We start from the raw sequence: 24,436 nt of genomic DNA, 5'->3' as shown, positions 1-24,436 counted from the left end.
AAGCCGGTCGCCGGTGATGAGCACGGCGGTCACCCCGGCGTCGTCCGCCCTCCGGCCCGGGCGAGCGACGCCGCCGGCGTCCACGCCGGGGCGTCCAGCAGCCGGGCGAGGGCCTCGACGGGCGGAGGCAGGCGCCGCCGGTGGGCGAGCGCGGACGGCAGCCGCCGCAGGGCGGCGAGAAGGGCGGCCCGGGAGTCGGCGTCCGAGATCGCCGCGGCGGCGATCCGCCCGGTCTCCCTGAGCACCACCGGCGCCGGCCGGCGCAGCCAGACCGTCAGCAGGGCGTTGCGGAGCTGCAGCCTTCGCCTGGCCGGCAGCGGCCCCCGGACGGGCGACGGCTCGTGCACGGCCACCACCTCCGGCACGTGGCACCGGTCCCAGCCGAGCGCCGCGAGGTCGTAGGCGAGCAGCTGCTCCTCGCCGAGGAAGAACAGCACCGGGCTGAAGCCTCCCGCCCGCAGGAAGGCCTCGCGGCGCACCACGGAGGCGCAGGCCAGGAAGCCGAGGACCTGCGGGCCCGGCCCGCCGGGCGGCGCGGGCAGCGGCGAGGCGGCCAGCACCGCGTTGAGCGGGTCGGGCGTCCCCTCCGGGCCCACCTGGACGCCCGCCGCGATCAGGCCGAGCCGGGGATGGGCGGCCATGATTTCGGCCGCCCTCCGCAGCGCGCCCGGCCGCCACCAGGAGTCGTCGTCGCTGAAGGCGACGTAGGGGGTGCGGGCGGCGCGCACCCCGGCGTTGCGCGCGGGCGCGCCCTCGTTGCGGGGAAGGCTTATAACCCACACCGCAGGGAACGCCGCCCGGACGGCGCCCGCCGTCCCGTCGGTCGACCCGTTGTCGACGACGACGACCGGCGGGCGCTCCGGAAGGCCGCTCAGCCGGGCGAGGGTGCGCAGCAGTCCTTCGCGGCGGTTCCAGGTGGCGATCACCACGGTGAGCGGGGCGCAGGCGTCCCGCGGGTCCGGCGCGGCGGGAAGGACCATCGACCTTCACCCCCGGATGCCGCGCGAGCGCCTAAGGCATCCATAGCCTCATCGGCGCCGGGACAAACCCGCGCCCCGCCCGCCGTGTCAGCGCAGGACCTTGTACAGGGCCGAGGTCAGGGACGCCTTGGCGTCGTCCTGGTCGAGCGACCACATCATCGAGCCGCCGAGGCCCTTCAGCCTGATGTAGGCCGCCTTCTCCACGAGCGTCGCCGGGTCGTCGTAGGACCAGAACTCGTTGCCGTCGTACAGCCAGTTGGCGCCGGTGAGCAGGTCGCGGTACCTCCTGCCGGGCTTGTCGACCAGGATCTTGTAGTCCTCGGTGCCCGGCGCCCAGGTGGCCGGGGCCGGGCCGGCGGCCGGCGCCCACAGGCCGTTGCCGGTGGACGTCACGCCGGTCCAGCCCTGCCCGTAGGCGGGGACGCCGACCACGATCTTGCGGGCGGGGGCGCCGCGGGAGATGTAGTCGCGCACCGTCGTGTCCACGCTGTACTTGACCGGGTTCGGGTCCCTGCGGTCGGTGAACAGGTTGCCGTTGTGGCCGGTCCTGTTCTCCCAGGAGCCGTGCAGGTCGTAGCCCTGGATCGTGGCGAAGTCCAGCAGCTTGAAGACCTCGCGCACCTCGAACCCTGCGTCGATCTTCGCGGCCGCCGCGGGCAGGAAGGCGGTCAGCTCGCTGCGGGCGTCGAACGCCTTCATCTGCCGGCGCAGCTCGGCGGTGAAGAGCGTGAAGTTGCGCCTGTCCTCGGGGCGGATGACGTTCCCGGGCGCGCCGTCCGAGCCGGGCCACTCCCAGTCGAGGTCGATGCCGTCGAAGACGCCGGCGCCCGTCCCGGCCGTCTGGCCGGTCAGGTCGCCCTTCAGCCACAGGTCGACGCAGGAGGCGGCGAGCCTGGCGCGGGACTCGGGGGTGACGACGGCGTCGGAGAAGTACTTGGAGCCGGTCCAGCCGCCGAGCGAGATCAGCACCTTCAGGCCGGGGTGCTTGGCCTTGAGCTTCTTGAGCTGGTTGAGGTTGCCGTTGAGCTCCTGCCCGGCGGGGTCGGCGACCCCGTCCACGCTCTGCTCGGCCGGCACCGGACGCTGCCAGTCGGCCCACGCGTCGAAGGAGTCGCAGACGCCCTCGGCGTTGACGTTGCCGAAGGCGTAGTTGATATGGGTCAGCTTGGCCGCGGCGCCACTGGTGTCCACGTCCTTGACGTGGAAGTTCCGCCCGTAGACGCCCCACTGGATGAAGTAGCCGACCCGCTTGTAGCGGTCGCCGCCGCCGGTGGCGGCGCTCGCCGAGGCGGTGTCCGCCCGGTCGGCCGAAGCCGGCGCCGGTACGGCGACCGCGGCCAGGCCGACGGCGAGCGCCGCGGTGAGAAGGTGCTGGAAAGGACGTCGCACGGCCGTCTCCACTGATTCTCGGGGCTTAACTCACAAGAAAGTTTCCTATAAGTTTCCCGGATCGTAGAGTCCGCCGACCGGCGCGTCAATGCCCTCGGCCCGAGAGGGTCAGCCCAGGCGCGCGGGGAAGCCGCCGGTCGCGACCGGGCCCCAGGTGGTGGGGGTGACCCGCAGCAGCGACTTGCCCTGGCGCTCCATGGCCGCGCGGTAGTCGTCCCAGTCGGGGTGCTCGCCCGCGATGGAGCGGTAGTAGTCGACCAGCGGCTCCAGGGCCTCCGGCATGTCGAGGACCTCGCAGGTGCCCTGGACCTGCACCCACGGGCCGTCGAAGTCGTCCGACAGGATCAGGACGCTCACCCGCGCGTCCCGGCGGGCGTTCACCGCCTTGGCGCGCTCGGGGTAGGTGGACACCACGATGCGTCCCAGCTCGTCCACGCCGCAGGCCACCGGGGAGGCCTGCGGGCCGCCGTCGCGGCGCGTCGTGATGACGATCGCCCGGTGACGGTCACGGATGAACTCGACGAGCTGGTCACGGGTCACCGAATCGGTGGTAGCGATCTTCGGGCTCATGGATCTCACTGTACGACGGCGCCGCCCGCGGGCCTTCGGCCGGGCGTGCCCGCACTCCGGGGGACGGCCGGCACGAAGAACGGGCAAACAAACCGCGATGTCCGGCGTGGCCCGTTGAGGACGAGGTACGAAGATCGTGATCCTCGGCATGACGGCGGAGTCCGGCCGTCACGAACGGGTGGCCGGCGAGCAGGCGAGTTGGAGTGGGCCCATGCGCGAACAGGGACGCGTGCGGTGGAAGCGCTTCACGATGATCTTCCTACCCGCACTCGCGGTGGCGTTGCTGCTGGTGGGCGCCGTGGTCCAGGGGGCCATAGGCGCGGCGTTCGCGGTGTCGGGAGAGAAGTTCCAGCTCGCCGCGGGCGAGCTGCGCGGGCGGGTGTTCACCGACTTCCGCAGTGTGGTGAAGACCGCCGACGGACGTCTGGTGCCGGTGCTGGTGACCTCCATCCGTCACGCGTCGATCACCGACCTGTGCCAGAGCGTCGTCCTGGACCTTCCGGTGGGCACCGTGACCTTCAGGCTCACCGCGGCGGACGAGGGCGAGCCGGCGATCGCGCGAGACCTGGTCGTCGACGCGGTCTACCAGAACGGCGACACCACCTACACCGACCTGGAGGTGGGCCGCGACGCCCAGACGCTGGACATTCCGCCGGCGGCCGTCGCCCAGCTCGGCAGGTTCGGCACCCAGGCCGAGACGGTCGTGGTGCGCGACCTCAAGCAGATCGTGCTGGCCCAGACCGCCGCGCGTTTCCACCTGCCCAACCTCACCGCCACCATCCACACCGGCGTGAACACGTGCTTCTGACACCGTCCGGCCCCGGGTCGCCCGCGCGGGCCGGACGGCGCCGGCGTTCGTGGCGGCTCGTCCCGGGCCGCGGGGCGATCTGGTCATGGCGGCGCACGCGACCGTTCTGGGGCGGTCTGGTGACGGTGCTGGCCGGAGCCGAACTGCTCAGCATCCCGTTCGCGCTCGACGCCTTCCCATGGCTGATCCGCTCGGTGGAGGCGGGCATGGCCCACCTGATCTCCGTGCTGATCATCGTGCTGGGCGTTCTCATCCTGGTTCAGCCGGCCCAGCGGGTGCTGCTCGGCGTGCTGGCCGTCGTCCTGTCGATCGTGTCCATCCTCTACGCCAACGTGGGCGGGTTCCTGCTGGGCGCGGTACTCGGCCTGGTGGGCGGCGCGCTCGCCGCCGCGTGGGGGCCCGAGGCGCCGTCCCCGGAGAGCCGCGGCCCTCGGGGTAGCGAGGACCGATCGGACGCGGGGGGTGCCGGCGAGCTGCGCCGTACCGCCGCGGTCGAGGAGCGATGAGCCTGTCCACTGTGCAGTTGTCGTCGTATGTCGTCCCGGGCGCCGCGTCATGCGGGGCGGCGCCGTCGGGGGCCTGTTCGCCGTCGGCCGGCGATGTCGCGCCGTGGTCACCGCGGATCAGGCGGCGTTCGCCAGGTCGAACGACGGGACGCGGGTCATCTCGGTGACGTCGACCTCGGTGACGGTGGTCGGCCGGTCGGCGATGACGGCGACGACGCCGACGTAGCCGAGGCCCGGGTCGAGGGTGCGAAGGTGGACATTCCGCACGGGGATCTCCAGCGGCCAGGCCAGCAGCGCCGGCGGCTCCTGGAAGGGGTGGCTGATCAGCACCTGGGCGGGCGGGATACGCAGGCCGTGGCCCGTGGCCTTCAGGACGGCCTCCTTGCTGGACCAGTAGTGGGTGAACGCGGCGTGCCTCATGTGCTCGGGCAGGGACAGGACGATCTCCTTCTCGGCTGGGGACAGCCCGAGGCGGATGAGCTCCTCCAGCGGCACGTCGGGGATCCGCTCGACGTCCACGCCGATCGGCCCGGACTCGGTGACGGCGACGGCGACCCGGTCGGCCGAGTGGGAGATCGAGACGTGCAGCGGGGTGCGGATGTTCATGATGTACGGCTTGCCGTGGTAGCGGGTGCAGTCGCCGCAGCTCCGCTCGACCTCGACGTCCTCCGGCGCCATGCCCAGCCTCTCGCCGACCTTGGTGCGCAGCAGCCAGGCGGCCGTCAGGAAGCGGCGGCGGTCGGCGTCGCGGCGGTAGGTCATCGCCCGCTCCATCTCGCGCTGGTCGAGCACGCTGGTGAGGACGTCGACCGGCTCCCGGCGCGGGTCGGCCCAGAAGATCTCGCTGTCACGGGTGCGGGAGAGGGTCGTGATCATCGGAGTGCCTTCCTTCGTGGTGTTCTCGGGGGTGGTGGTGCTGTTGAGGCTGGTGTGGGTGGTCTCGGGCGCGGCGGGGGCGTGGGCGGGCATGGATGGTCCCGGCGGGGGTGGGGGTTTCGGTGACCGGCGGGCGGGTGGCGCGGTTTCCCTGGGCGGTGTGGCGTCACGCCTCTGCGGGGAAAGCGGCTCTGATTTCGGCTCTGCCGGGTTTTCTCAGGGCTTCTTGGGGCTGTTCTTTTGTTTCGGTTCTTTTATGGTGTCGGGCCGGAGGTGGATTTTCGCTTTCTTTTTGAATCAGTCCCAGGTGGTGCCGTTGTCGTCGGCGGGGATCTCGCCCTCGGCGAGCAGCTTGGCGGAGTCCCAGGTGGTGCCGTCGTCGTCGCTGGTGGAGGCGGAGTCCCAGGTGGTGCCGTCCTTGTCGGCGGGGGTGTCCCAGGTGGTGCCGGCGACGACGTGGGTGCTTGGGGCGTACTCGGCGGCCTGGCTCGTGGCGGCGTAGAGGCCGATCGCGGCGGTGAGGGAGACGGCGGCGGAGACGAAGCCGGCGGAGATCTTGGCGGTGAGGGAGGTGGTGGTGGCGTTCATTTCTTATCCTCTTTCCGGTGGTTTTTTTGTTTTCTTCTCGCACAACCAACTCTCCGCTTTTCGAGGCTTCGGAACCAGATGAACGGGCGGCAGCAAGCTGCCCGCCGCTGGCACTTTGCTGCCACCCCCCGCGACCCTCGCGCGCACCTCCCCGGTCGCGGCCGGGAAACCGCAGGTGAACGGCCTGTACAGGCACGCGGCACGGCCCGGCGCGAAGCGGCGCGCGGCGTCCCCGAGGGGGCGAATCCAGGACTCGGCACCCGCCCGGCGCCTAATCTCTGAGGTGGGTGCGGGCGGAGGAGGCCGGATGGACGAGCCGCGACCGGTCGCCACGATCGTCGAGGTCGAGCACGGTCTGTGGCAGGCGTCGCTGCCCGGCGTCGGAACCGTCACGGTCGACGACCCCCGAATGGCCGCGTGGCAGCTCCAGGAGCTGGTCGCCGAGCAGCGGGTGCTCAACGTGCTGGACGTCCACCCGCCCCTGCTCGCGGACGCCGAAGGCCGGCCGGTGTTCGCCTTCCTGCTGCTGCTCGACCCCGCGGGCGCGCCCGGCGAGGAGACCGGCGCCTGGGCCACCGTCCAGGCCGATCCTCCCCCGGGCTGCCGGTGGTTGCCCGACGCCGCCCGTCCCGGCCTGGTGTGCCTGCGCCCGGGCGCCTCACCGCTGGACGCCATGGCGGGCGTCGTCGCCGAGGTGCGCGAGCGGTACGGCCTCGGCGCCGAGCTGAACGACCTCGGCTTCGACCGCCTCTGGGACTGGTTCGGCGACCACGAACGCCGCACCGAGCTGGTCGCCCACCTGCTCCTCATGGCCGCGCACCGCGCCGACCTCCTCGGCCTCGCCGCCGACGACCTCGCCGCCTTCCTGCGCCGGGTCATGTCCCCCCGCGCCTGACCCGGCGACGTCCCGGCCCCTCTCTACGGCCCGTGCGGTCGGCGCCTCCCGCGCCCATCCGCGACGCCGCCCGCGCCGAAGTAGAGGTGTACATGCCGGCCGACGCTTGGAGGAGTGCATGAGGCCTCGTCGGGCCCTGCCAGTGGATGACGGCCGGCACGACCGGCACGAGTTGGAGAAACTGCTGCGACAGGTGGCGCTCGGCGACCGCGTCGCGTTCGAGCGGGTGTACGACATGGTGGCCGCGCCGGTCTACGGAGTGGTCCTGCGGGTGCTGCGCGATCCCGCCCAGTCCGAGGAGGTGGCGCAGGAGGTGCTGGTCGAGGTGTGGCGCGCCGCGGCCAGGTTCGACGCCTCGCGGGGCTCCGGAATGTCGTGGGTGATGACGATCGCGCACCACCGGGCCGTCGACCGGGTGCGCGCCGCCCAGGCGTCGACCGTACGGGAGGACCGCGCCGCGCGGCTGGAGGTGCACCGGCCCTACGACGACGTCGCCGAGTCGGTCGAGGCCACGCTCGAATGGGAGCGGCTGCGCCGCTGCCTGTCCGGGCTGACCGAGTTGCAACGGCAGTCGGTGACCTACGCCTACTACGGCGGGTACACCTACCGGGAGGTCGCCGAGTTATTGAAGGTGCCGCTCGCGACGGTGAAGACCCGGATGCGCGACGGGCTCATCCGCATGCGCGACTGCCTGGGGGTGGAACGATGAGCCGTGACCCGCACGCGCGACCGCCCGGGGGTGGGACGATGAGCCGCGACCCGCACACGCTGGCCGGCGCGTACGCCCTGCACGCCGTCGACGACCCCGCCGAACGCGCGAGCTTCGAGGAGCACCTCGACCGCTGCGCCGAGTGCGCCGAGGAGACCCGCGGGCTGCGCGAGACCGCGGCCCGCCTCGGCAGCGCCGTCGCCCAGGAACCGCCCGCCGCGCTCCGCGACCGTGTGCTGGCCGAGATCGGCGTCGTCCGCCAACTGCCGCCGGCCGTCTCACCGGTCGCCGACCTCGATCGCCATCGCGCGTCCCGCCGCCCGCTGTGGCCGCGTGTGGTGAGCGGCCTGGCCGCCGCCGCCCTGGCCGCCGCCGTCACGCTGGGCGTCGTCGCCCTGCGCACCCAGGACCTCCTCGACCGCGAACGCCAGGCCAACAGCCGGGTCGCCGCCGTGCTCGCCGCGCCCGACGCCACCACCGTCAGCTCCGCCGACGGCGGGGTCAGCGCCCGGGTGGTCATGTCCCGCTCGCAGGGCACGATGGTGTTCTTCTCCGCCGGGCTGGCGCCCCTGCCCGACGGCAAGACCTACCAGCTCTGGCGCATAGGCCCCGCCGGCCCGCTCCCCGACCGCCTGACCCGCCCCGACCCCTCGGGCCGCACCCCGCCGCTCGTCCTCGGGAAGCTGGGCGACACCACCCAGGTGGGAATCACCGTCGAACCCGCCGGAGGCTCCGCCAAGCCCACCACCTCCCCGCTGATGGTCATGCCCCTGCCCCCCGCCTGACGCCCGCCGCCGGCCCCCACCGCGGGTTTTCTTTCCGAGCCCCGGCCGCCCTGCCGGCGGCCGGGGCTCCCCCAGGCCGGGACGGCTTTCCCGGGGCCGGTCCCCGCCCCTCCGCGCCGCGATGGCCGGGGTGTACGGCCCTCCGGCCGGGTCCGCCACCAATCCGCCCGGCCGAAGGCTCCGAACGCCGGGTGTGAACCGTGAAGAGGTGAAGAGGCTCGCCCCGGCGGCCGCGGCGTGCGGGCTGCTGGCCGGCGCGGCGGCGCTGGGTGCCGCCGAGGCGGCCGCGAGCCTGCTGCGCCCACAGGCCGGCCCGCTGGCGGCCGTGGGAGCGGCCTTCGTCGACCTCACCCCGCGGTGGCTGAAGGAGTTCGCGATCCGGACCTTCGGCGAGGCCGACAAGCTCGTCCTGCTGGCCGGGCTCGGCGCCGGGGTGGCCGCCGTCGCCGCACTCGCCGGCCTGCTGGCGCCGCGCCGCCCGCGCACGGCACTCGCCGTCATCTCCGGCCTCGGCCTGCTCGCGGCCGTCGCCGCCCTGTCGCGGCCCGCCGCGGCGCCGCTGGACGCGCTGCCGTCCCTGGTCGCGGCCGTGGCCGGCGCCGTCGCGCTCACCCTGCTGCGGCGGACCGTCGCCGGGCCGGGCCGGCCCTCCCCGCGGCCCCCCGGCGCGCGCGAGCACCGGGTGCCCCCGGCGCCCGGCCCCGAGCAGCCCTCCGTCCCGGCGCCCAGCGCGGCGGCGACGGGGCGGAGGGCCTTCCTGCGTGCCGGGGCCACGACGCTGGCCTTCGCCGCGATCAGCGGCGGAGCCGGCCGGGCGCTCACCGCCGCGCGGGACGCCGCCGCCTCCGGCGCACGCCTGGTGCTGCCCCGCCCGGCCAGGCCCGCGCCCGCGCTGCCCGTGGGCGCCGACCTGCGGATCCCCGGGCTCACCCCCTTCACCACCCCGTCGGCGAACTTCTACCGTGTGGACACCGCGCTCGTCGTCCCCCGGGTGCCGCACGCCGACTGGCGCCTGCGCGTCACCGGGCTGGTCGACCGGCCCGTGGAGCTCACCTTCCAGGAGGTGCTCGCCCGCCCGCTCGTCGAACGGGACATCACCCTCACCTGCGTGTCCAACGAGGTCGGCGGCCCCTACGCCGGCAACGCCCGGTGGCTCGGCGCCGACCTGGCCGCGCTGCTGCGCGAGGCGGGCGTCCAGGCGGGCGCCGACCAGATCCTGTCGCGGTCGGCCGACGGCTGGACGTGCGGCACCCCGATCGAGACCGTGCTCGACGGCCGCGACGCGCTGCTCGCCGTGGGGATGAACGGCGGCGCGCTGCCGCCCGAGCACGGCTTCCCGGCCCGCATGATCGTCCCGGGCCTGTACGGATACGTGTCGGCCACCAAGTGGGTGACCGAGATCAAGCTCACCCGGTTCGCCGACGAGCGGTCGTACTGGACCCGGCGCGGCTGGGCCGACCACGCCCCCATCAAGACCGCCTCACGCATCGACGTGCCCAAGGCGTTCGCCCGCGTCCCCGCCGGCCGCACGGCGGTCGCCGGGGTCGCGTGGGCGCAGCGCCGGGGCGTGGCCGCCGTGGAGGTCCGCGTGGACGACGGCCCCTGGCGGCCCGCCCGCCTCGCCCCGTCCGCGGGCCCGGACACCTGGCGGCAGTGGCGCCTCGACTGGGACGCGACGGCCGGCTCCCACCGCCTGGAGGTCCGCGCCACCGACACCACCGGCGACACCCAGACCCCCGACCGCGTGCCGCCGTTCCCGGACGGCTCCACCGGCCGGCACTCACTCGTGGTCACCGTCGTGTGACCTCGAACCCCCGCGCGAGCCGCCGACCGGCGACCCGCCCACCCCGAGAGAAGGAACCACCTGTGAAGCACCGCATGCTCGCCCTCGCGGCCCTGGCCGCCGCCGTCTCCCTCACCGCCGCCTGCGGCGGGGACTCCGGCACCGCGGCGCAGACCGCCGCCCCCTCCGCCCCCGCGACCGCCGAAGCCGCTCCGGCGCCCGCCACCGAGACGCCGATGGCCGCCGCCGCCCCGTTCGGCGCGGCGTGCTCGGCCGTCCCCGACTCGGGCGCGGGCAGCTTCTCCGGCATGGCACAGGACCCGGTCGCCACCGCCGCCTCCAACAACCCCGTGCTGTCCACCCTGGTCACCGCGGTCACGAAGGCGGGCCTGGTGGACACCCTGAACTCGGCCCCCGACATCACGGTGTTCGCCCCGACCAACGACGCCTTCGCCAAGCTCCCCAAGGCCACGCTGGAGAAGGTGCTCGCCGACAAGAAGATGCTGACCAGCATCCTCACCTACCACGTCGTCGGCAGCCGCCAGACCCCCACGGACCTGGAGAACGGCAGCCTGACCACGTTGCAGGGGGGCATGCTGAGCACCAGCGGCTCGGGCGAGAGCTACAAGGTCGGCGACGCGGACGTCGTCTGCGGCGGCGTGCAGACCCGCAACGCGACCGTCTACATCATCGACACCGTCCTGATGCCGAAGTAACCCACCAGGCGGGAACGTTCCGATCGCCACGCCCCGCGCGCGGCGGCCTCACCTCGGACCACGCGAGGGGAGCCGCCGGCGCGGATCAGGCGGGCTCGCGGGTCGCCGGCATTCGCCGGCGTGACACCGGTGACGCGTGGTGAGATCGGGTAGACACGAGTGAGGGCCTGGACAACCACTCCCTGGAGCACGCGGGCAGGAGATCATGGCTGTCAAGTTGAACAGACGGTCGTTCGACTTCGCGAAGAAGCGCGTCGGCGACGGGCACCACGTCCTCGACCAGAACGACGACTGGAGCGAGCACCGGCCGTCGGCCGGCCAGGAGAACGACTTCATCGAGAAGCACGGCTTCGCCGAGTACGAGAAGTGGTTCCTCGGCGTGGACGACGAGCACGCGGAAGGCACCAAGGGGCGGCACAAGTTCCCCTACGGCGACTTCACCGACGTGCACCGGTGCGGCGTCATCGCGGCCGAGGTCCGCGCCGCCCAGAACGACTACACCGACATCGAGAAGGCCGCGACCCACCTGCTCGGCATGCTCGACGAGCTGAGGGACTCCAAGAGCTAGGGGCCGGGGGCCGGGGGCCGAGGTCAGCGTCTGACGCCGATGCCGCCCGCCATGAGGCGCCCGGCGACGGTGAAGTCGCGGATGCGCGGCACCTCGGGGTACAGGTCGGGGAGGTAGACGACACCCGGCGGCTGCAGGTCGGTGCCGTCGAAGTACGCCCGGATCTCCTCCATCGACCGGAACCTGCCGGTGCCGAGCACGCCGTGGAAGGCCTTCTCCAGGGCCGGGGCGTCCGGGCTGGAGGAGCAGAAGTGGGTGACGAACAACGGGCTGCCCGGCGGGACCGCGCCGAGGTAGGCCTCCACGATGCCCCGGGGGTCCTCGTCGTCGTGCAGGTGGTGCAGGATCGCGACCAGCAGGACGGCGACCGGCTCCTCGAAGTCGATGATCTTGTGCAGGTCGGGGTGGCCGAGGATCGTCTCGGGCTCGCGAAGGTCGGCCGCGATCACGGCCGTGCTGCCGTCGTCGGGCAGCAGCGCCCGGCTGTGGGCCGGCACCATCGGGTCGATGTCGACGTAGACCACCCGCGCGTCCGGCACCAGGCTCTGCGCCACCTGGTGGGTGTTCTGCGCCGTCGGCAGCCCAGACCCCAGGTCCAGGAACTGCCGGATGCCGAGCTCCCCGGCCAGGTGCCGCACCCCGCGCCCGAGCGCGCGCCGGTTGTGCACGGCGACGTCGGTGATCTCCGGGCACACCTTGCGCAACTCGGCCACCGCCGCCCGGTCGACGGCGAAGTGATCGGTGCCCCCCAGCAACGCGTCATAGGCCCGTGCGATGCTGGCCCGCTCGACGTCGACCCCGGCCGGCGGCCGGTCGCCGTTCTCGTGCTCGCCCACCCGAACTCCCTAGAACGCCGGTGGAAACACTCCTTGAGCGCCAACATAACCGCCCCCCAAGGTCACGGACAGCCCACGGGAGCCCCACCGCGAGGCGACCCGTGCGCCCACCGGGCACGGCGAGGGCGGCGCGGGCGTACGCACGGCCATCGCCCCGGCTGCCCAGGCTTCACCCGCTATGCTTCGGCGGTCATGGACGTGATCTTTCCCCGCAAGCTGCGCGAAGGCGACGTCGTACGGGTGGTGACGCCCGCGGCCTCGCGGGCGATGGTGATGGAGCATGACCACACCGGCGTCATCGAGGCGCGGTTCGACCAGCTCGGACTGACGCTCACCTACGGCGACCACATCGACGAGCGCGACGCGTTCGACTCCTCCAGCGTCGCCTCACGGGTGGCCGATCTGCACGACGCCTTCGCGGACCCGTCGGTGGCGGCGATCCTGACGGTCATCGGCGGCTACAACTGCAACGAGCTGCTGCCGTTCCTCGACTGGGAGCTGATCCGCGCCAACCCGAAGATCCTGTGCGGATACTCCGACATCACCGCCCTGCAGAACGCCGTCCTCGCCCGGACCGGGCTGGTCACCTACTCGGGCCCGCACTGGTCGACGTTCGGGATGCGCGACCACTTCGAGCCGACCCTGGGCTGGTTCTCCTCGGTCGTGTTCGGCACCGCGCCGGTCTCCCTGACCCCGGCGACGCACTGGACCGACGACCCGTGGTTCCTCGACCAGGACAGAAGGGAGCCCATCGTCAACGACGGGTGGTGGCCGATCCGGCCCGGCACCGCGGAGGGGCGGGTCGTCGGCGGCAACCTGTGCACCCTGAACCTGCTGCAGGGCACCCCGTACATGCCGTCCCTCGACGGCGCGCTGCTGATCGTCGAGGACGACTTCGAGTCGAGCCCGGCGACCTTCGCGCGCGACCTGACCTCGCTGCTGCAGCTCCCCGACGCCGCGGGGGTCCGGGGACTGGCGGTCGGCAGGTTCCAGCGGGCCAGCCACATGACCCGCCCGCTGCTGGAACAGATCATCGAGACCCAGCCGTCCCTGAACGGCGTCCCCGTCCTCGCCAACATCGACGTCGGCCACACGCAGCCGTCGGCCACCTTCCCGATCGGCGGCCACGCCCGGCTCACCGTCACCGCCCCCGAGACGACCCTGACACTGCTCCGCCATTGACGCCTCGGCACACACCGTGACGATGATCGGACCCGGCCGGGAGCGGCCACTCCCGGCCACAGGCGCGCGGCGCCGCACGATCAGCGCCCTGACCAGGTGATCCCTGGCCGCGGGCGGTACGAGCGTTCATCGCACGTCCATCCCGCGGAGAGCGTCCGGTCACCGGACGTCGCCAGGATCGGCGGATGCACGTCGTACAACCCTTTCGGGTAACCGCAGCCGCCGCCACCGCCCTCCTGTCACTCACGCTCACGGTCGCCCCCGCCCAGGCCACGATGTCGCCCGGCCACGGGAACAAGGGGATCGGTCTGGCGTTCCTCGGGCGGTTCTCCACCGGGTCGGTGGGCACCGGGGCCTCGGAGATCACCTCCTACGATCCCGCCACCAGGCAGGTCTTCGTGGTGAACGCGCAGGCCGGGACGGTGGACGTCCTCGACATCCGCGACCCGCGCCGCCCGAGGCGGGTCACCTCCCTCGCGGCTCCCGGCGCGAACAGCGTCGCCGTCGGCAAGGGGCTGGTGGCCGTCGCCCAGCAGGCCGAGAGCAAGACCGGCCAGGGCAGGGTGACGCTCTTCCAGGCACGCTCCGGCAAGAAGCTCAGGGAGTTCCGCGTCGGGGCGCTGCCCGACATGGTGACCTTCACCGAGGACGGCCGCCGGTTGGTCGTCGCCAACGAAGGCGAGCCGGCGTCGTACTGCGCGGGCGCCGTCGACGACCCGGAGGGGTCGGTCAGCGTGATCGACGTGGCACGCGGCACCGTACGCACCGCCGGCTTCCGGGCGTTCAACGGCCAGGCCGGCAAGCTCCGGGCCGCGGGTGTGCGCCTGTCGGGGCCGGAGGCGACGGTGGCCCGCGACCTGGAGCCGGAGTACGTCACCGTGGCCGGCGACACGGCCTGGGTGACGTTGCAGGAGAACAACGCGGTCGCGATCGTCGACCTCGACCGCGCCGAAGTGGAGCGCATCGTGCCGCTGGGACTCAAGGACTTCGGCGAGGTGGGCGTGGACGCCTCCGACAAGGACGGGAAGATCGACATCCGTCCCCGGCCCGGCGTCAAGGGGATGTACATGCCCGACGGCGTCGCGAACTTCCGCTCCCGCGGGCAGACGTACCTGGTCACGGCCAACGAGGGCGACGGCCGTGAGTGGGACTGCCACGCCGACGAGGTGCGGGTCAAGGAGCTGACGCTCTCGGCGGGCGCGTTCGCGGGCGCCGCGGAACTGAAGAAGGACACCGAGCTGGGCCGGCTCACCGTCGCCGCCGACTCGCCGAAGGACGCCTCGGGCGCCTACACCGAGCTGTACGCCTTCGGCGGCCGCTCGATCTCCGTGCGTTCCGCCACGGGCGCGCTGGTGTGGGACTCCGGCGACGAGCTGGAGCGACTGATCGCCCGGGAGCTGCCCGAGGAGTTCAACGCCGACAACGAGGAGAACGACTCCTTCGACAGCCGCAGCGACAACAAGGGGCCGGAGCCCGAGGGTGTCACCGTGGGCGAGGTGCGCGGCAGGACGTACGCGTTCGCCGGGCTCGAGCGCGTCAGCGGCGTGGTCGCGTACGACGTGACCGACCCCCGGCGCCCGGCCCTCGCCGGCTACCTCAGCACCCGCGACTTCGCCGGCTCCCTGGAACAGGGGACGGCGGGCGACGTGGGCCCCGAGGGCGTCCTCTTCGTGCCCGCCGAGGACAGCCCGACCCGCCGGCCGCTGCTGATCGTGGGCAACGAGGTGAGCGGCACGACCGCCGTCTACGAGGTCCGGTAGCGCCCACCTCGCCCACCCCGGCCGGGATCGCGTCCAGAGCCGCCGTCGTCCGGGAGGTCGCGGGCGGGGCGGGGGGCGGGCACGGACCCGGCCGGTGGCGACGGCCGGTGATTACACCGATGCCGAACGGGCCTCGGTCGGAGACCATCCCTGGGTGCGGCCGTCCGCCTCGGCCGCGCCGGAAGGGGATGTGACGCGATGGTCTCGCTGGTGACAACGGCCAGGGTCATGGTGGCGGGCGTGGTGGTCGCCGGGCTCGCGGCCGCCCCCGCCCATGCCGACGCCCGGCGCTCGGCTCCGGCGCCCGTCTCGGCGCCGGCCGTCGAGGGGCCCCTGCCGGGCTCCGTCCCGGGCGACCCGTCCTCGCCGGACGTGCGCGACACCTACCCGTGGCTGTCCGCCGGCGGGGACCTGGCCGCCCGCGGCTACGTGGAGCAGGAGTTCCTGCTCTCCGGCACGGCGGACGCCTACGACACGACCGGCCGGCCGCTCGCCTCGGACGTCCCCTACCGGACCCGGATCATCGTGCGCCGACCGGCCCTCCAGGCCGCGTTCAACGGCACCGTGCTGGCCGAATGGCAGAACGTGAGCGCCGGGTTCGACCTGGACGCGCTGTGGAGCCCCGACCAGATCACCCGTGCCGGGTACGCGTGGGTCGGCGTCTCCGCGCAGCGGGTGGGGGTCGACCAGCTCCGCGGCTGGAGCCCCGCCCGCTACGGCGGCCTGGACGTCACGGGAGGCGGCCGGTTCACCGCCGACGAGCTCTCCTACGACATCTTCTCCCAGGCGGCCAAGGCCGTCCGGGCACGGGGCGGCAAGGCGCCCCTGGGCCGGTCGACGGCCCGCACGGTGCTCGCCGTCGGCGCCTCCCAGTCCGCGGGCCGGATGACGGTGTACTACGACGCCGTGCTCCCCCGGATCGAGAGCGTCTTCGACGGGTTCGCCACCATAGTCGGCACCGCGCCCACCCGCGCGGGCGCCGAGCCGGTGTTCCAGGTGCTGTCGGAGACCGACGTGCGATCACCGGCCCGCCCCCCGGACCGCGACAGGTTCCGCCGCTGGGAGGTCGCGGGCGCCGCCCACTCGGGCTGGGCGGGCCAGGAGTACCGGCGCCCGTTGCTGACCCGCGACCTCGGCCAGGCCCCCGAGTACGCCTGCGACCAGCCGCCGTTCAGCCGCGTCCCGTTGCACCACGTGCTCGCCGCCGCCTACGACCACCTGACCCGCTGGGCCGAGCGAGGGGTCGCACCCCCCGCCGCTCCCCCGCTGCTCTTCAACCCCGACGGCACGAAGGCCCGCGACGAGCTGGGCCTGGCCCTGGGAGGCATCCGGCTCTCCCAGGTCGCGGCGCCCACCGCCCTCAACAACGGCGACAACTCCGGAGACCTGTTCTGCCGCCTGTTCGGCACGCACATCCCCTTCGACCAGGCCCGCCTCGATCAGCTCTACCGCCACCGCGCCCTGTACGTCGCCGCCGTCGCCGCGGCCGACGCGCACAACCTCCGCCAGGGCTACCTCCTCGCCCCCGACGCCGCCCAGAACCTCAAGGACGCTACCGGCGTCGAGGTCGGCCACCGCGCAGAAATCGCCAGCCCAGCACGCCGTACCACACCATGACCGGCAGGTGCAGGGCGTAGCCGAGCCGCTCCATCTCCGCCGACGGCCCCCGCACGCCGGTCGTCCAGGGGAGCGCGACCGCGGCCAGCCCCAGGAGCGCGGCGACGGCGCCGGCACGGCGAAGCCACGCGGGCATCGGGACGCCGGCCGCGGTGGTGGCGGTGGCCGCGACCCACAGCAGCCCGGCCAGGTTGACGGTCCACTTGGCGGTGAGGAGCACCGCCGTGGCCACGGTCACGGCCGCGGGGACGGCGGCCAGCTGGGTCAGTGCCAGGTTGCCGGCGTCGTGGAGCATGCCCGCCAGACCGGCGGCCGCCAGCAGCCCGCCGGCGAGCACCACCAGATACGGCCTGGGCGCCTCGGCCGAGCCGGCGGCCGTCACCAGGCCCGCGGCGGCCAGCGCGAGCCAGCCCAGCACGTCGAGGGCCAGCTCAGCCAGGTGCGTCCCGGCGTGCGCGCCCACCGCGGCCAGCACGGCCTCCGGATCGGAGGGATTCAGGGTAAGCCCCGATGGCACCACGAGGGCCGCACCGGCGACCATGGCGACCAGCGAGCTCAGCAGTAGTACCCCGGCAAGCCGAGTCCGGGCGTTCGATTCGGTCATGGACGGCGACGGTAGGACCCTGCCGCAGGGACAAGGTCAACATGAGGAGCGACATGTGGCGGATCGGACAGCTCTCACGCATGGCCGGCGTCTCAGAGCGCACCCTGCGCCACTACCAGCGGATCGGGTTGCTGATGCCCGCCGCGGTGGATCCCGCCACCGGCTACCGCCGGTACGGCGTGGCCGAGCTGTCCCGGCTCGAACGCGTTCGCGCACTGCAACGCCTCGGCCTGCCGCTACGCCAGATCGCCGACCTGCTCGACGCGCCCGAGGAACGACTGCGGCAGGCCGTGGCGGAGGTCCTGACGGGCATCCGGCGTGACATCACCGCCCTGGCCGCGACCGCGGCTCTCGTGGAGGACCACCTCGCGACGTCGATGTCGATCCTGCCGCAGCAGGCCACAGTGGGCCCGCGCCGCCTGCGGGTGCGCCACCTGCGCCTCGATCACCCGGCCGAGCTGGCCGCCGTCTGCCCGGCGCCGCCCGCGACCCTGCTGACCTGGCTGCGCGGGCACCCCGACGGTGGATTCGCCGCGGCGGTCACCACGGACCACGGCGGCGAGCAGCTCATCCTGCCCGCCCGCACCGTGGTACGCGCCGTCGTCCCGCCGGCCGCCGACCTGGTCCAAGCCGGGCACGACCTGTTCGGCTGGCTGGACCGCCACCACCTGGACATCGCCGGCCCCAATGTGGAAGAACACCTCATGGACGCCGACGGCGCACAGGCCACCGTCCTGGAGACGCCCGTACTGCCACGCCCTCCGGAACGAGCCGGGCAGGTACCCGCCTGATGAGACGTGCGCACCCGACTTACCGGTCCAGATCAGGGGGAAGCCCGTTGTCCCCCCGGCACGTGGCTCGTGGAGCGGCGAGGGGCGACGGCCGCCTTCGGGCTTTCACAAGAGGCGGCGGCGGCCGGGGAAGCCGAGGTCGGTGCGGTGGTACCAGCCGAGGTCGGTCTCCCCCTCGATCCAGCACAGCCGCACCGACACCCCGTCGAGAACCGCCGGGAAGTCGACCAGCACCGGCGCGATGCCCTTGATCTCGATCTGCCGCTCGTCGAACCAGCCGAGGACCTCCGCGACCCGCGCCTCCATGGCCTTGGCCTCGGCCAGCCCGCCCAGCGGAGACCGCCCGCCACCCCGCAGGTCGTGCCCGAGCTCGGCGAGGTCGGCCCGAATGGCGATGATCTCGTCCACCAGCCGACGCACCTGCGGCATGAGACTCCGCGCCTCTTCGGCCGTCCAGATTCTGTCCACGACACGACGTTATCGGCGCGCCCGGCCGGCGCGTCAGCCGAACACCACCCCGCCGCATGGCGAACGCGGTTCGGTTCAGGCGGTGAACGACCGGCCGCCCGGCCGCGGAAGCCTCCGCTCCGGCTGCTCCGCGCCGTCGAGCCGGCCCGACGGAGCGATTAACGGCTGGTGCGGCCTGCGGGGGATACGACAGATTGGTGCCATGGAACGCCGGCTCATCAGCCATCTCGCACATCGGGACCATCCCATCGCCGCGCCGGTCTCCGGCGCGCACGTCACCCGGCTGCTGCGCCGGGCCCGGCTGCCCGAGGCGGCGAGAATCCTCGATCTCGGCTGCGGCCGGGCGGCCTGGACGCTGCGCGCGCTGGCCATGTACGAGGACGCGACCGCCGACGGCGTCGACATCTCCGCCGACGCGCTCAAGACGGCCGAGGGGTACGCGGAGATGCAAGGCGTCTGGGAACGCATCCGACTCCACGAGCGGCCGGCCGCCGACTTCCCGGTGGTCGAGCACTACGACCTGGTGGTCTGCGTCGGCGCCACGCACGCGTTCGGCGGGCTCGCCGCCACCGTCGCCCACGTACGCCGTCACCTGCGGCCGAACGGCCTGGCGCTGATCGGCGGCGGTTTCTGGGAACGCGAACCGACCCCCGAGGCGCTCACCCGGCTGAACGTCGAGCCGTCGGAGCTGCTCGACCTGCCCGGCACCGTCGCCGCCGCCGAGTCCGCCGGCTTCGACACCGTCTACGCCTCCACCAGCGACCTGGCCGAGTGGGACGAGTACGAATGGTCCTGGACCGGAACCCTGCTCCGCTGGGCCAACGAGAACCCCGGCCCCGACGCCGCCGCGGCCCGCGCGGCCGCCCTGGAGCACCGCGACACCTGGCTCCACGGCTACCGCGGCATCCTCGGCTTCGTCACCCTCCTCCTCCAGCGAACCGCCTGATCTTCCAGCGCCTACGCGTTCAGCACGATCGGCGACCGGGTGTTCTTCGGCGGCGAGATCGCCGAGGTGGCGTCGCTGGAGGAGGAGTCACGGGTGGACGTCGAGGTCAGCGGGCGATGCCCTGGCTGTCCTTGCCGTCGCCGTTCCAGTCGCCGATCACCGGCAGGTTCGCCGTGTCGCCGTAACCCACCGAGTGCGTGGTCTCGGTCGCCGTGGTGACCGGGCTGGTCCGCAGGTAGAACACATAACCCATGCGCACCCCCACGTTGTCCTTCCCGTCACCGTCCCAGTCCCCCACGAACGGGGCCGCGTTCGGGTCGCCGTACCGGAACGAATACTGCGCCTGCCCGTTCGCCGGACTGTTACTGATATGGAACCGGGCATCCCGCGGGTCATACGCGCTGACGGTGTCCTTGCCGTCACCATCCCAGTCACCCGCCAACGGCAACATCGCGACATCGCCATACGACACCGACTGCGTCGTCTCCGTCGCGCTCGTCACCGGACTGGTCCGCATATAGAACACCCGCCCCATACGCACACCCACATTGTCCTTACCATCCCCATCCCAGTCCCCCACGAACGGAACCCCGTTCGCATCCCCATACCGGAACGAATACTGCGCCTGCCCATTCGCCGGACTATTACTGATATGGAACCGCCCCGAAGTCGGATCATACGTGCTCACCGTGTCAGTACCATCCCCATCCCAATCCCCCGAGATCGGCACCATCGGACTGTTCCCATACCGAATCACCGGCCGAGTGGACACCCTCGACGCCTGATCATCGGTCAGATAGAACTCCAGTACCCCGAAATCGGGAGCGGCGTTCCACAGGGCGTTGACGAGGAGCTGGGCGTCGTGGACCTCATGGGCATAGGCGTCCGGCACGGCCGAGACCTGTACGCGCTGGCAGATGGCGCCGATGTCCCCGCTCATCCACGAGTTGTTCGGGTACTTGGCGAGCATGGCGTTGATGAACGCGTTGGTGGCGTACACCGGGTTGGTCAGCTGGGCCGGGGTGCCCCAGCCCTGGGAGGGGCGCTGCTGGAACAGCCCCAGGCTGTCGTGGTCGCCGGCCTCCGTGTAGTTGTGCAGGGTGCTCTCGGTGATCGCCGTGGTGACGGCGATCACGGCCGCCCGCTTGTCCAGCCCGCGACCTTTGACGGTGGTGGTGATGATCCGGGCGCACGAGACGTTGTAGGCGTTCACGCTCCGTCCCATGCGGGGGCCGTTCATGTTCGGCCTCACCTGGTTGGCGATCGCGCCGTCGGCCGCGGTCGGGCCGCCCGGCACGCAGGCGGTGTAAGCCAGCGCGGCCGCGAGCTCCGCGGGCACCGGAGGGCCCGCCGGGCCGGGAACGGGCGGCGTGGGCGCGAGTCCGGCGGCCTGGGCCGCGGTCGCCCCGGCGGCGGACGCGAGCAGCCCGCCGACGAGAGCGGTGAGCGCGATCAGAGGCCGGACGACGGAGGGGCGGGCGCGTAGGGCAGTGATGGTCACGGTCTTCTCCTGGGGGATGCGAGCGCCCTGTCTCCAGCCGTCGGGAGACAGGGCGGGAGGGCAGGCCGGATCTCGCCCGGCCACGGTCGTGCTCGAGGTGTGCCTGGCCGGGAGCCGGCCCGGGGGCCTCAGCGGCCCCAGTTCACGGGGAGGTCAGCGGGCGATGCCCTGGCTGTCCTTGCCGTCGCCGTTCCAGTCGCCGATCACCGGCAGGTTCGCCGTGTCGCCGTAACCCACCGAGTGCGTGGTCTCGGTCGCCGTGGTGACCGGGCTGGTCCGCAGGTAGAACACATAACCCATGCGCACCCCCACGTTGTCCTTCCCGTCACCGTCCCAGTCCCCCACGAACGGGGCCGCGTTCGGGTCGCCGTACCGGAACGAATACTGCGCCTGCCCGTTCGCCGGACTGTTACTGATATGGAACCGGGCATCCCGCGGGTCATACGCGCTGACGGTGTCCTTGCCGTCACCATCCCAGTCACCCGCCAACGGCAACATCGCGACATCGCCATACGACACCGACTGCGTCGTCTCCGTCGCGCTCGTCACCGGACTGGTCCGCATATAGAACACCCGCCCCATACGCACACCCACATTGTCCTTACCATCCCCATCCCAGTCCCCCACGAACGGAACCCCGTTCGCATCCCCATACCGGAACGAATACTGCGCCTGCCCATTCGCCGGACTATTACTGATATGGAACCGCCCCGAAGTCGGATCATACGTGCTCACCGTGTCAGTACCATCCCCATCCCAATCCCCCGAGATCGGCACCATCGGACTATTGCCATACCGGAACACCGGCCGCGTAGAAACCTTGGAAGACTGGTCATCGGTCAGATAGAACTCCAGCACCCCCAAATCGGGAGCGCCGCCGCCGCAGTTGCGGCTGGTGACGTTCCTGGAGGTCTGGTTGTTGGCGCCGCCGTACGAGACCCCGTTGAACGTGGGCCTGACCCGCTCGGCGCCCGCGAACCCCCAGGACGCCTCGCCGTCGCCGTTCGAGTCGTAACCGAGCTCGAAGTGGAGGTGCGGGTGGTTGTTGGACGTGGGACCCGTCCGGCCCACCTTCCCGATGAGGGCGCCCTGCGCGACCTTGGCGCCCACGCCGACGGCTCGCGACTGCAGGTGCAGGTAGGTGGTGAAATAGCCGCCGCCGTGGTTGACCTGGATCACGTTGCCGGCGTTGTCGTGGTAGTACGACTTGTTCACCGTCCCGGCGGCGGGCGCCACCAGCGAGGCGCCCTCGGTGCCCTGCTGGTCCGGCTCCTTGACCATGTCGAGCGCCGGGGCGTGCCCCCAGGTGTCCAGCCGCCACTGCTGGCCGCAGGGGAAGGGCAGCTGCAGGTTGGGGGCGGCCACGGCCGCGTCGGCCGAAACGGCCGGCAGACCGCCGACGAGGACGGTGACCGCCGCCGCGGTCACCATTCCGGCCCAGACGGGGTGCCGTGTTCCTCGTCGCGGTGAGGGAAAGGACGTGAACGGACGCATGATCATGCATCTCCTGACGGTCCAGTGGTCGTCGCGACCGGTGGGGGGCTTGGTGAGAACCGGTGGTTTCTCCGTCTGACGGTCATCACCGTGACCGGGCGTCCGTCCCACAGCAAGGGGGTCGGGACGGTGAAGGGGGCACGGGACAAAAACCAGCTTTGACCAGCACAATCCCGCGCACGATGGGACAAAGTGGGATGTACTAGAGATACTGCTGGTTCTCCTGTTACTTTCGGGGTATCGAACTCGGGTCGAGATTCGAGGAGCCAGGGGTGTCGGAGCCGACTGCGGGCGAAGATCTTGCCGGGTACCTACGCCACCTGAAGAAGAAGACCGGCCGCAGTTACGACGCCCTCGCCAAGCGGCTCGGGGTCGGCAAGTCCACCCTCCACCGCTACTGCTCCGGCGACGGCGTTCCACCGCGCTTCACCCTGCTGGAGCGGTTCGCCAAGGAGTGCCACGCGAGCCAGGCGGAGATCATCGAACTCCACCGGCGGTGGGTGCGCGCGCAGGCCCCGCACGAGGCGGAGGCGGAGCTCACCGAGAACCAGCCGGCCGACCCGCCGGACGACCGCGCGGCGCCGCCGGACGCGCCTCCCGCCGCGCCACCGGTCCCCCCGTCCCCGGCGAAGCGCTCGCGCGTGTATCCGCCGTTCCTGCGGAAGAGACGCACGGGATGGGCGCTGGCGGGGATGGCCGTCCTCGTCATGGCCGTGGTCCTGATCTGGCGGCCGGGCTCCGACCTCACCGCGGACGCGGAGAGCGCGCACGCCTGCACCGAGCGCCGGGGGGTCAAGCAGGTCGACGGCAGACAAGGCGGCCATGCCTGGACCAGGGACTTCGTGTGCGTCAACCGAACCGACACACCGCTCTACCGCCACCCGGACAGCACCGAGAAGGTAGCCGTCCTCGACACCCCGAAAAGCTGGTTCGTCTGCTGGCAGCTCGGACGAGTCCAGGCCGACGGAGGAAGGGTCTGGTACTACACCCGCGGAGACCGCTCGGAGCCGGGCAGGGAACGCTGGGAAGGCTGGGGCTTCGTAGGAGCCGAACACGTGACCGCCCCCACCCATCCTGTGGCGAACATGCCGCCATGCGGCAACCTTCGGTGAGCCGGACGACTGTCGGGCGAACCGCACCTCGCCTGACCCACGTTCTCGCCGAGAATCGGGCGCGTCTGATCACCTTGCTGTGATACAGGTCTGTCATCCCTGGCCAATCCCCGGCAAAGGACGCCGATGACTCATCTCGAGCTCCCCCACCTGTCAGAGCAGCCGCTCAGCTTCGTGCCTATGCGCCGAGACCGATCCTCATCCGAGGGCACCGATTCGAGGGGGCCTTCAGCCCCTGTCCGGGAGGAGTCCTCGCCCGCCGAGGAGTTGGAGGGAAGGGTCGTCCTCGGGGGGCCGGTCGCCTTTCTCATGACAGCCGAACGCTATCCGGACATGCGCGGCTATATCGAGCAGGAGGCGGAACATCACCGCTACCACGAGGTGCATCTGTCCGTCACCTTCTCCGACCCCGGCTGGGGGCCGGCGCTTCACTCCGTCACGCTCCGCGCCACTCTCATCGCCGCGACGGGCTCGGCCGAGCAGCCCATAGCCTGGTCGATGGCCCCTGCCAGGATCGAGGACCCCGCCCAGCGCAACGTCCAGTTCGAGATCAAGCCGCAGCTCAAGGTCGCCGGGGTCGAGGCGTCGATCGGCGCGCTCACCGGCAGCCTGCCGAAGACGGGGACTCCCTTTCTGCTCGCGCTCCGCGAGTTACGCTCAGACCCCCGCTGGGAGCTCAAGCGCACCAGGAACCTCCCACTGGACGGCACACAGCGCCTAGTGCTGGTCGTACGCGCACCCAAGGAGGCGGACACCACGATGGCCGTGGAGGTCAAGGCGTCCACCAAGTCATCCATTCTCCGGCGCTACCGGGCGCTCCCCACCCCACTACGGCTCTCCGCGACCCTCTGAACCGTTGGACGCCCAGATACGCTGCTACTCAGAGTCCTTTCTTGCCCGATCACGATGCTCCGCAAGTGGTGGGGATGGACGATCCGCTCCGGCAACTCCT

General features: G+C 72.2%; 25 protein-coding genes. 15 read left to right on the top strand and 10 right to left on the bottom strand.

What is annotated here, in order from left to right:
- Positions 1-29: 29 nt before the first annotated feature.
- The 3 genes from PYR91_RS15615 to PYR91_RS15605 form a co-directional block, all read right to left on the bottom strand.
- Positions 30-980 carry a glycosyltransferase gene (locus tag PYR91_RS15615; RefSeq protein WP_279780524.1) on the bottom strand — a complete coding sequence of 317 codons (951 nt, stop codon included), beginning with the start codon at positions 978-980 and terminating at the stop codon, positions 30-32.
- 87 nt (positions 981-1,067) lie between these two features.
- A complete protein-coding gene (locus tag PYR91_RS15610) occupies positions 1,068-2,369 on the bottom strand; it encodes a glycoside hydrolase family 18 protein (protein WP_279780523.1) in 1,302 nt (433 codons plus the stop codon).
- 108 nt (positions 2,370-2,477) lie between these two features.
- Positions 2,478-2,939 carry a PPOX class F420-dependent oxidoreductase gene (locus tag PYR91_RS15605; protein WP_279780522.1) on the bottom strand — a complete coding sequence of 154 codons (462 nt, stop codon included), beginning with the start codon at positions 2,937-2,939 and terminating at the stop codon, positions 2,478-2,480.
- Positions 2,940-3,150: 211 nt separating this feature from the next.
- Between PYR91_RS15605 and PYR91_RS15600 the strand changes: the two genes are divergently transcribed.
- A complete protein-coding gene (locus tag PYR91_RS15600; RefSeq protein WP_279780521.1) occupies positions 3,151-3,747 on the top strand; it encodes a DUF6230 family protein in 597 nt (198 codons plus the stop codon).
- Entirely contained in the window at positions 3,738-4,253 is a 516-nt protein-coding gene (locus PYR91_RS15595; protein ID WP_279780520.1) for a DUF6114 domain-containing protein, read from the top strand. The genes PYR91_RS15600 and PYR91_RS15595 overlap by 10 nt, the downstream gene beginning before the upstream one ends.
- A 117-nt stretch (positions 4,254-4,370) precedes the next feature.
- Here the strand turns inward: PYR91_RS15595 and PYR91_RS15590 are convergent, their stop codons facing one another.
- Both PYR91_RS15590 and PYR91_RS15585 read right to left on the bottom strand, forming a co-directional pair.
- Complete coding sequence (locus PYR91_RS15590; RefSeq protein ID WP_279780519.1) at positions 4,371-5,222, bottom strand: 4'-phosphopantetheinyl transferase superfamily protein; 852 nt, start codon at positions 5,220-5,222, stop codon at positions 4,371-4,373.
- 204 nt (positions 5,223-5,426) lie between these two features.
- Entirely contained in the window at positions 5,427-5,717 is a 291-nt protein-coding gene (locus PYR91_RS15585) for a hypothetical protein (protein WP_279780518.1), read from the bottom strand.
- A 307-nt stretch (positions 5,718-6,024) separates the two neighbouring features.
- Here PYR91_RS15585 and PYR91_RS15580 point away from each other — a divergent pair, with 307 nt between their 5' ends.
- From PYR91_RS15580 to PYR91_RS15555, 6 genes are all read left to right on the top strand, one after another.
- Positions 6,025-6,612, top strand: coding sequence for a hypothetical protein (locus PYR91_RS15580; RefSeq protein WP_279780517.1), 588 nt, complete (start codon positions 6,025-6,027; stop codon positions 6,610-6,612).
- A 118-nt stretch (positions 6,613-6,730) separates the two neighbouring features.
- On the top strand, positions 6,731-7,321 hold the full coding sequence (sigK, locus tag PYR91_RS15575; protein ID WP_279780516.1) for an ECF RNA polymerase sigma factor SigK: 591 nt from the start codon (positions 6,731-6,733) through the stop codon (positions 7,319-7,321).
- A gap of 38 nt (positions 7,322-7,359) precedes the next feature.
- Entirely contained in the window at positions 7,360-8,106 is a 747-nt protein-coding gene (locus PYR91_RS15570) for an anti-sigma factor (RefSeq protein WP_279780515.1), read from the top strand.
- 208 nt (positions 8,107-8,314) lie between these two features.
- A complete protein-coding gene (locus tag PYR91_RS15565; protein WP_279780514.1) occupies positions 8,315-9,910 on the top strand; it encodes a molybdopterin-dependent oxidoreductase in 1,596 nt (531 codons plus the stop codon).
- 62 nt (positions 9,911-9,972) lie between these two features.
- Positions 9,973-10,605 carry a fasciclin domain-containing protein gene (locus PYR91_RS15560; RefSeq protein ID WP_279780513.1) on the top strand — a complete coding sequence of 211 codons (633 nt, stop codon included), beginning with the start codon at positions 9,973-9,975 and terminating at the stop codon, positions 10,603-10,605.
- 205 nt (positions 10,606-10,810) lie between these two features.
- Positions 10,811-11,173, top strand: a complete 363-nt coding sequence (locus tag PYR91_RS15555) for a hypothetical protein (RefSeq protein WP_279780512.1) — start codon at positions 10,811-10,813, stop codon at positions 11,171-11,173.
- Positions 11,174-11,196: 23 nt separating this feature from the next.
- Here PYR91_RS15555 and PYR91_RS15550 read toward each other — a convergent pair whose 3' ends face one another.
- A complete protein-coding gene (locus tag PYR91_RS15550) occupies positions 11,197-12,009 on the bottom strand; it encodes an SAM-dependent methyltransferase (RefSeq protein ID WP_279780511.1) in 813 nt (270 codons plus the stop codon).
- 192 nt (positions 12,010-12,201) lie between these two features.
- Here PYR91_RS15550 and PYR91_RS15545 point away from each other — a divergent pair, with 192 nt between their 5' ends.
- The 3 genes from PYR91_RS15545 (at position 12,202) to PYR91_RS15535 (ending at position 16,568) form a co-directional block, all read left to right on the top strand.
- Entirely contained in the window at positions 12,202-13,191 is a 990-nt protein-coding gene (locus PYR91_RS15545; RefSeq protein WP_279780510.1) for an LD-carboxypeptidase, read from the top strand.
- 185 nt (positions 13,192-13,376) lie between these two features.
- Positions 13,377-14,951 (top strand): choice-of-anchor I family protein, encoded by a 1,575-nt coding sequence (locus PYR91_RS15540; protein ID WP_279780509.1) that lies wholly within the window; start codon positions 13,377-13,379, stop codon positions 14,949-14,951.
- Between the two features lie 210 nt (positions 14,952-15,161).
- Positions 15,162-16,568, top strand: a complete 1,407-nt coding sequence (locus PYR91_RS15535) for an alpha/beta hydrolase domain-containing protein (RefSeq protein ID WP_279780508.1) — start codon at positions 15,162-15,164, stop codon at positions 16,566-16,568.
- Here PYR91_RS15535 and PYR91_RS15530 read toward each other — a convergent pair.
- Positions 16,504-17,172: a hypothetical protein gene (locus PYR91_RS15530; protein WP_279780507.1), complete on the bottom strand. Its 669-nt coding sequence runs from the start codon at positions 17,170-17,172 to the stop codon at positions 16,504-16,506. The genes PYR91_RS15535 and PYR91_RS15530 overlap by 65 nt on opposite strands.
- Positions 17,173-17,225: 53 nt before the next feature.
- On the opposite strand from PYR91_RS15530, the gene PYR91_RS15525 reads away from it, so the two are divergent.
- Positions 17,226-17,963, top strand: coding sequence for a MerR family transcriptional regulator (locus PYR91_RS15525; RefSeq protein WP_279780506.1), 738 nt, complete (start codon positions 17,226-17,228; stop codon positions 17,961-17,963).
- Between the two features lie 105 nt (positions 17,964-18,068).
- Here the strand turns inward: PYR91_RS15525 and PYR91_RS15520 are convergent, their stop codons facing one another.
- Complete coding sequence (locus PYR91_RS15520) at positions 18,069-18,431, bottom strand: DUF2203 domain-containing protein (RefSeq protein WP_279780505.1); 363 nt, start codon at positions 18,429-18,431, stop codon at positions 18,069-18,071.
- Positions 18,432-18,633: 202 nt separating this feature from the next.
- On the opposite strand from PYR91_RS15520, the gene PYR91_RS15515 reads away from it, so the two are divergent.
- Complete coding sequence (locus PYR91_RS15515) at positions 18,634-19,377, top strand: class I SAM-dependent methyltransferase (RefSeq protein ID WP_279780504.1); 744 nt, start codon at positions 18,634-18,636, stop codon at positions 19,375-19,377.
- A 106-nt stretch (positions 19,378-19,483) separates the two neighbouring features.
- On the opposite strand, the gene PYR91_RS15510 is transcribed toward PYR91_RS15515, so the two are convergent.
- Both PYR91_RS15510 and PYR91_RS15505 read right to left on the bottom strand, forming a co-directional pair.
- Positions 19,484-20,878 carry a hypothetical protein gene (locus PYR91_RS15510; RefSeq protein WP_279780503.1) on the bottom strand — a complete coding sequence of 465 codons (1,395 nt, stop codon included), beginning with the start codon at positions 20,876-20,878 and terminating at the stop codon, positions 19,484-19,486.
- 153 nt (positions 20,879-21,031) lie between these two features.
- Complete coding sequence (locus PYR91_RS15505; RefSeq protein WP_279780502.1) at positions 21,032-22,378, bottom strand: M23 family metallopeptidase; 1,347 nt, start codon at positions 22,376-22,378, stop codon at positions 21,032-21,034.
- A 266-nt stretch (positions 22,379-22,644) separates the two neighbouring features.
- On the opposite strand from PYR91_RS15505, the gene PYR91_RS15500 reads away from it, so the two are divergent.
- Both PYR91_RS15500 and PYR91_RS15495 read left to right on the top strand, forming a co-directional pair.
- Complete coding sequence (locus PYR91_RS15500) at positions 22,645-23,484, top strand: helix-turn-helix transcriptional regulator (protein WP_279780501.1); 840 nt, start codon at positions 22,645-22,647, stop codon at positions 23,482-23,484.
- Between the two features lie 333 nt (positions 23,485-23,817).
- A complete protein-coding gene (locus PYR91_RS15495) occupies positions 23,818-24,336 on the top strand; it encodes a hypothetical protein (RefSeq protein ID WP_279780500.1) in 519 nt (172 codons plus the stop codon).
- Positions 24,337-24,436 lie beyond the last annotated feature (100 nt).

The organism is Sphaerisporangium sp. TRM90804 (assembly GCF_029846175.1).
In the GTDB taxonomy this organism is placed as follows: domain Bacteria; phylum Actinomycetota; class Actinomycetes; order Streptosporangiales; family Streptosporangiaceae; genus Sphaerisporangium.
Note: the sequence above shows the minus strand (reverse complement) of the source record. Positions and strands in the feature narration are given on the sequence as shown.

Bases quoted from the DNA above. Each gene is read 5' to 3' on its own strand.
- PYR91_RS15615 (WP_279780524.1), bottom strand. From the start codon at position 980: ATGGTCCTTCCCGCCGCGCCGGACCCGCGGGACGCCTGCGCCCCGCTC.
- PYR91_RS15605 (WP_279780522.1), bottom strand. From the start codon at position 2,939: ATGAGCCCGAAGATCGCTACCACCGATTCGGTGACCCGTGACCAGCTC.
- PYR91_RS15600 (WP_279780521.1), top strand. From the start codon at position 3,151: ATGCGCGAACAGGGACGCGTGCGGTGGAAGCGCTTCACGATGATCTTC.
- PYR91_RS15590 (WP_279780519.1), bottom strand. From the start codon at position 5,222: ATGCCCGCCCACGCCCCCGCCGCGCCCGAGACCACCCACACCAGCCTC.
- PYR91_RS15585 (WP_279780518.1), bottom strand. From the start codon at position 5,717: ATGAACGCCACCACCACCTCCCTCACCGCCAAGATCTCCGCCGGCTTC.
- PYR91_RS15580 (WP_279780517.1), top strand. From the start codon at position 6,025: ATGGACGAGCCGCGACCGGTCGCCACGATCGTCGAGGTCGAGCACGGT.
- sigK (WP_279780516.1), top strand. From the start codon at position 6,731: ATGAGGCCTCGTCGGGCCCTGCCAGTGGATGACGGCCGGCACGACCGG.
- PYR91_RS15570 (WP_279780515.1), top strand. From the start codon at position 7,360: ATGAGCCGCGACCCGCACACGCTGGCCGGCGCGTACGCCCTGCACGCC.
- PYR91_RS15555 (WP_279780512.1), top strand. From the start codon at position 10,811: ATGGCTGTCAAGTTGAACAGACGGTCGTTCGACTTCGCGAAGAAGCGC.
- PYR91_RS15545 (WP_279780510.1), top strand. From the start codon at position 12,202: ATGGACGTGATCTTTCCCCGCAAGCTGCGCGAAGGCGACGTCGTACGG.
- PYR91_RS15540 (WP_279780509.1), top strand. From the start codon at position 13,377: ATGCACGTCGTACAACCCTTTCGGGTAACCGCAGCCGCCGCCACCGCC.
- PYR91_RS15530 (WP_279780507.1), bottom strand. From the start codon at position 17,172: ATGACCGAATCGAACGCCCGGACTCGGCTTGCCGGGGTACTACTGCTG.
- PYR91_RS15525 (WP_279780506.1), top strand. From the start codon at position 17,226: ATGTGGCGGATCGGACAGCTCTCACGCATGGCCGGCGTCTCAGAGCGC.
- PYR91_RS15515 (WP_279780504.1), top strand. From the start codon at position 18,634: ATGGAACGCCGGCTCATCAGCCATCTCGCACATCGGGACCATCCCATC.
- PYR91_RS15505 (WP_279780502.1), bottom strand. From the start codon at position 22,378: ATGATCATGCGTCCGTTCACGTCCTTTCCCTCACCGCGACGAGGAACA.
- PYR91_RS15495 (WP_279780500.1), top strand. From the start codon at position 23,818: ATGCGCGGCTATATCGAGCAGGAGGCGGAACATCACCGCTACCACGAG.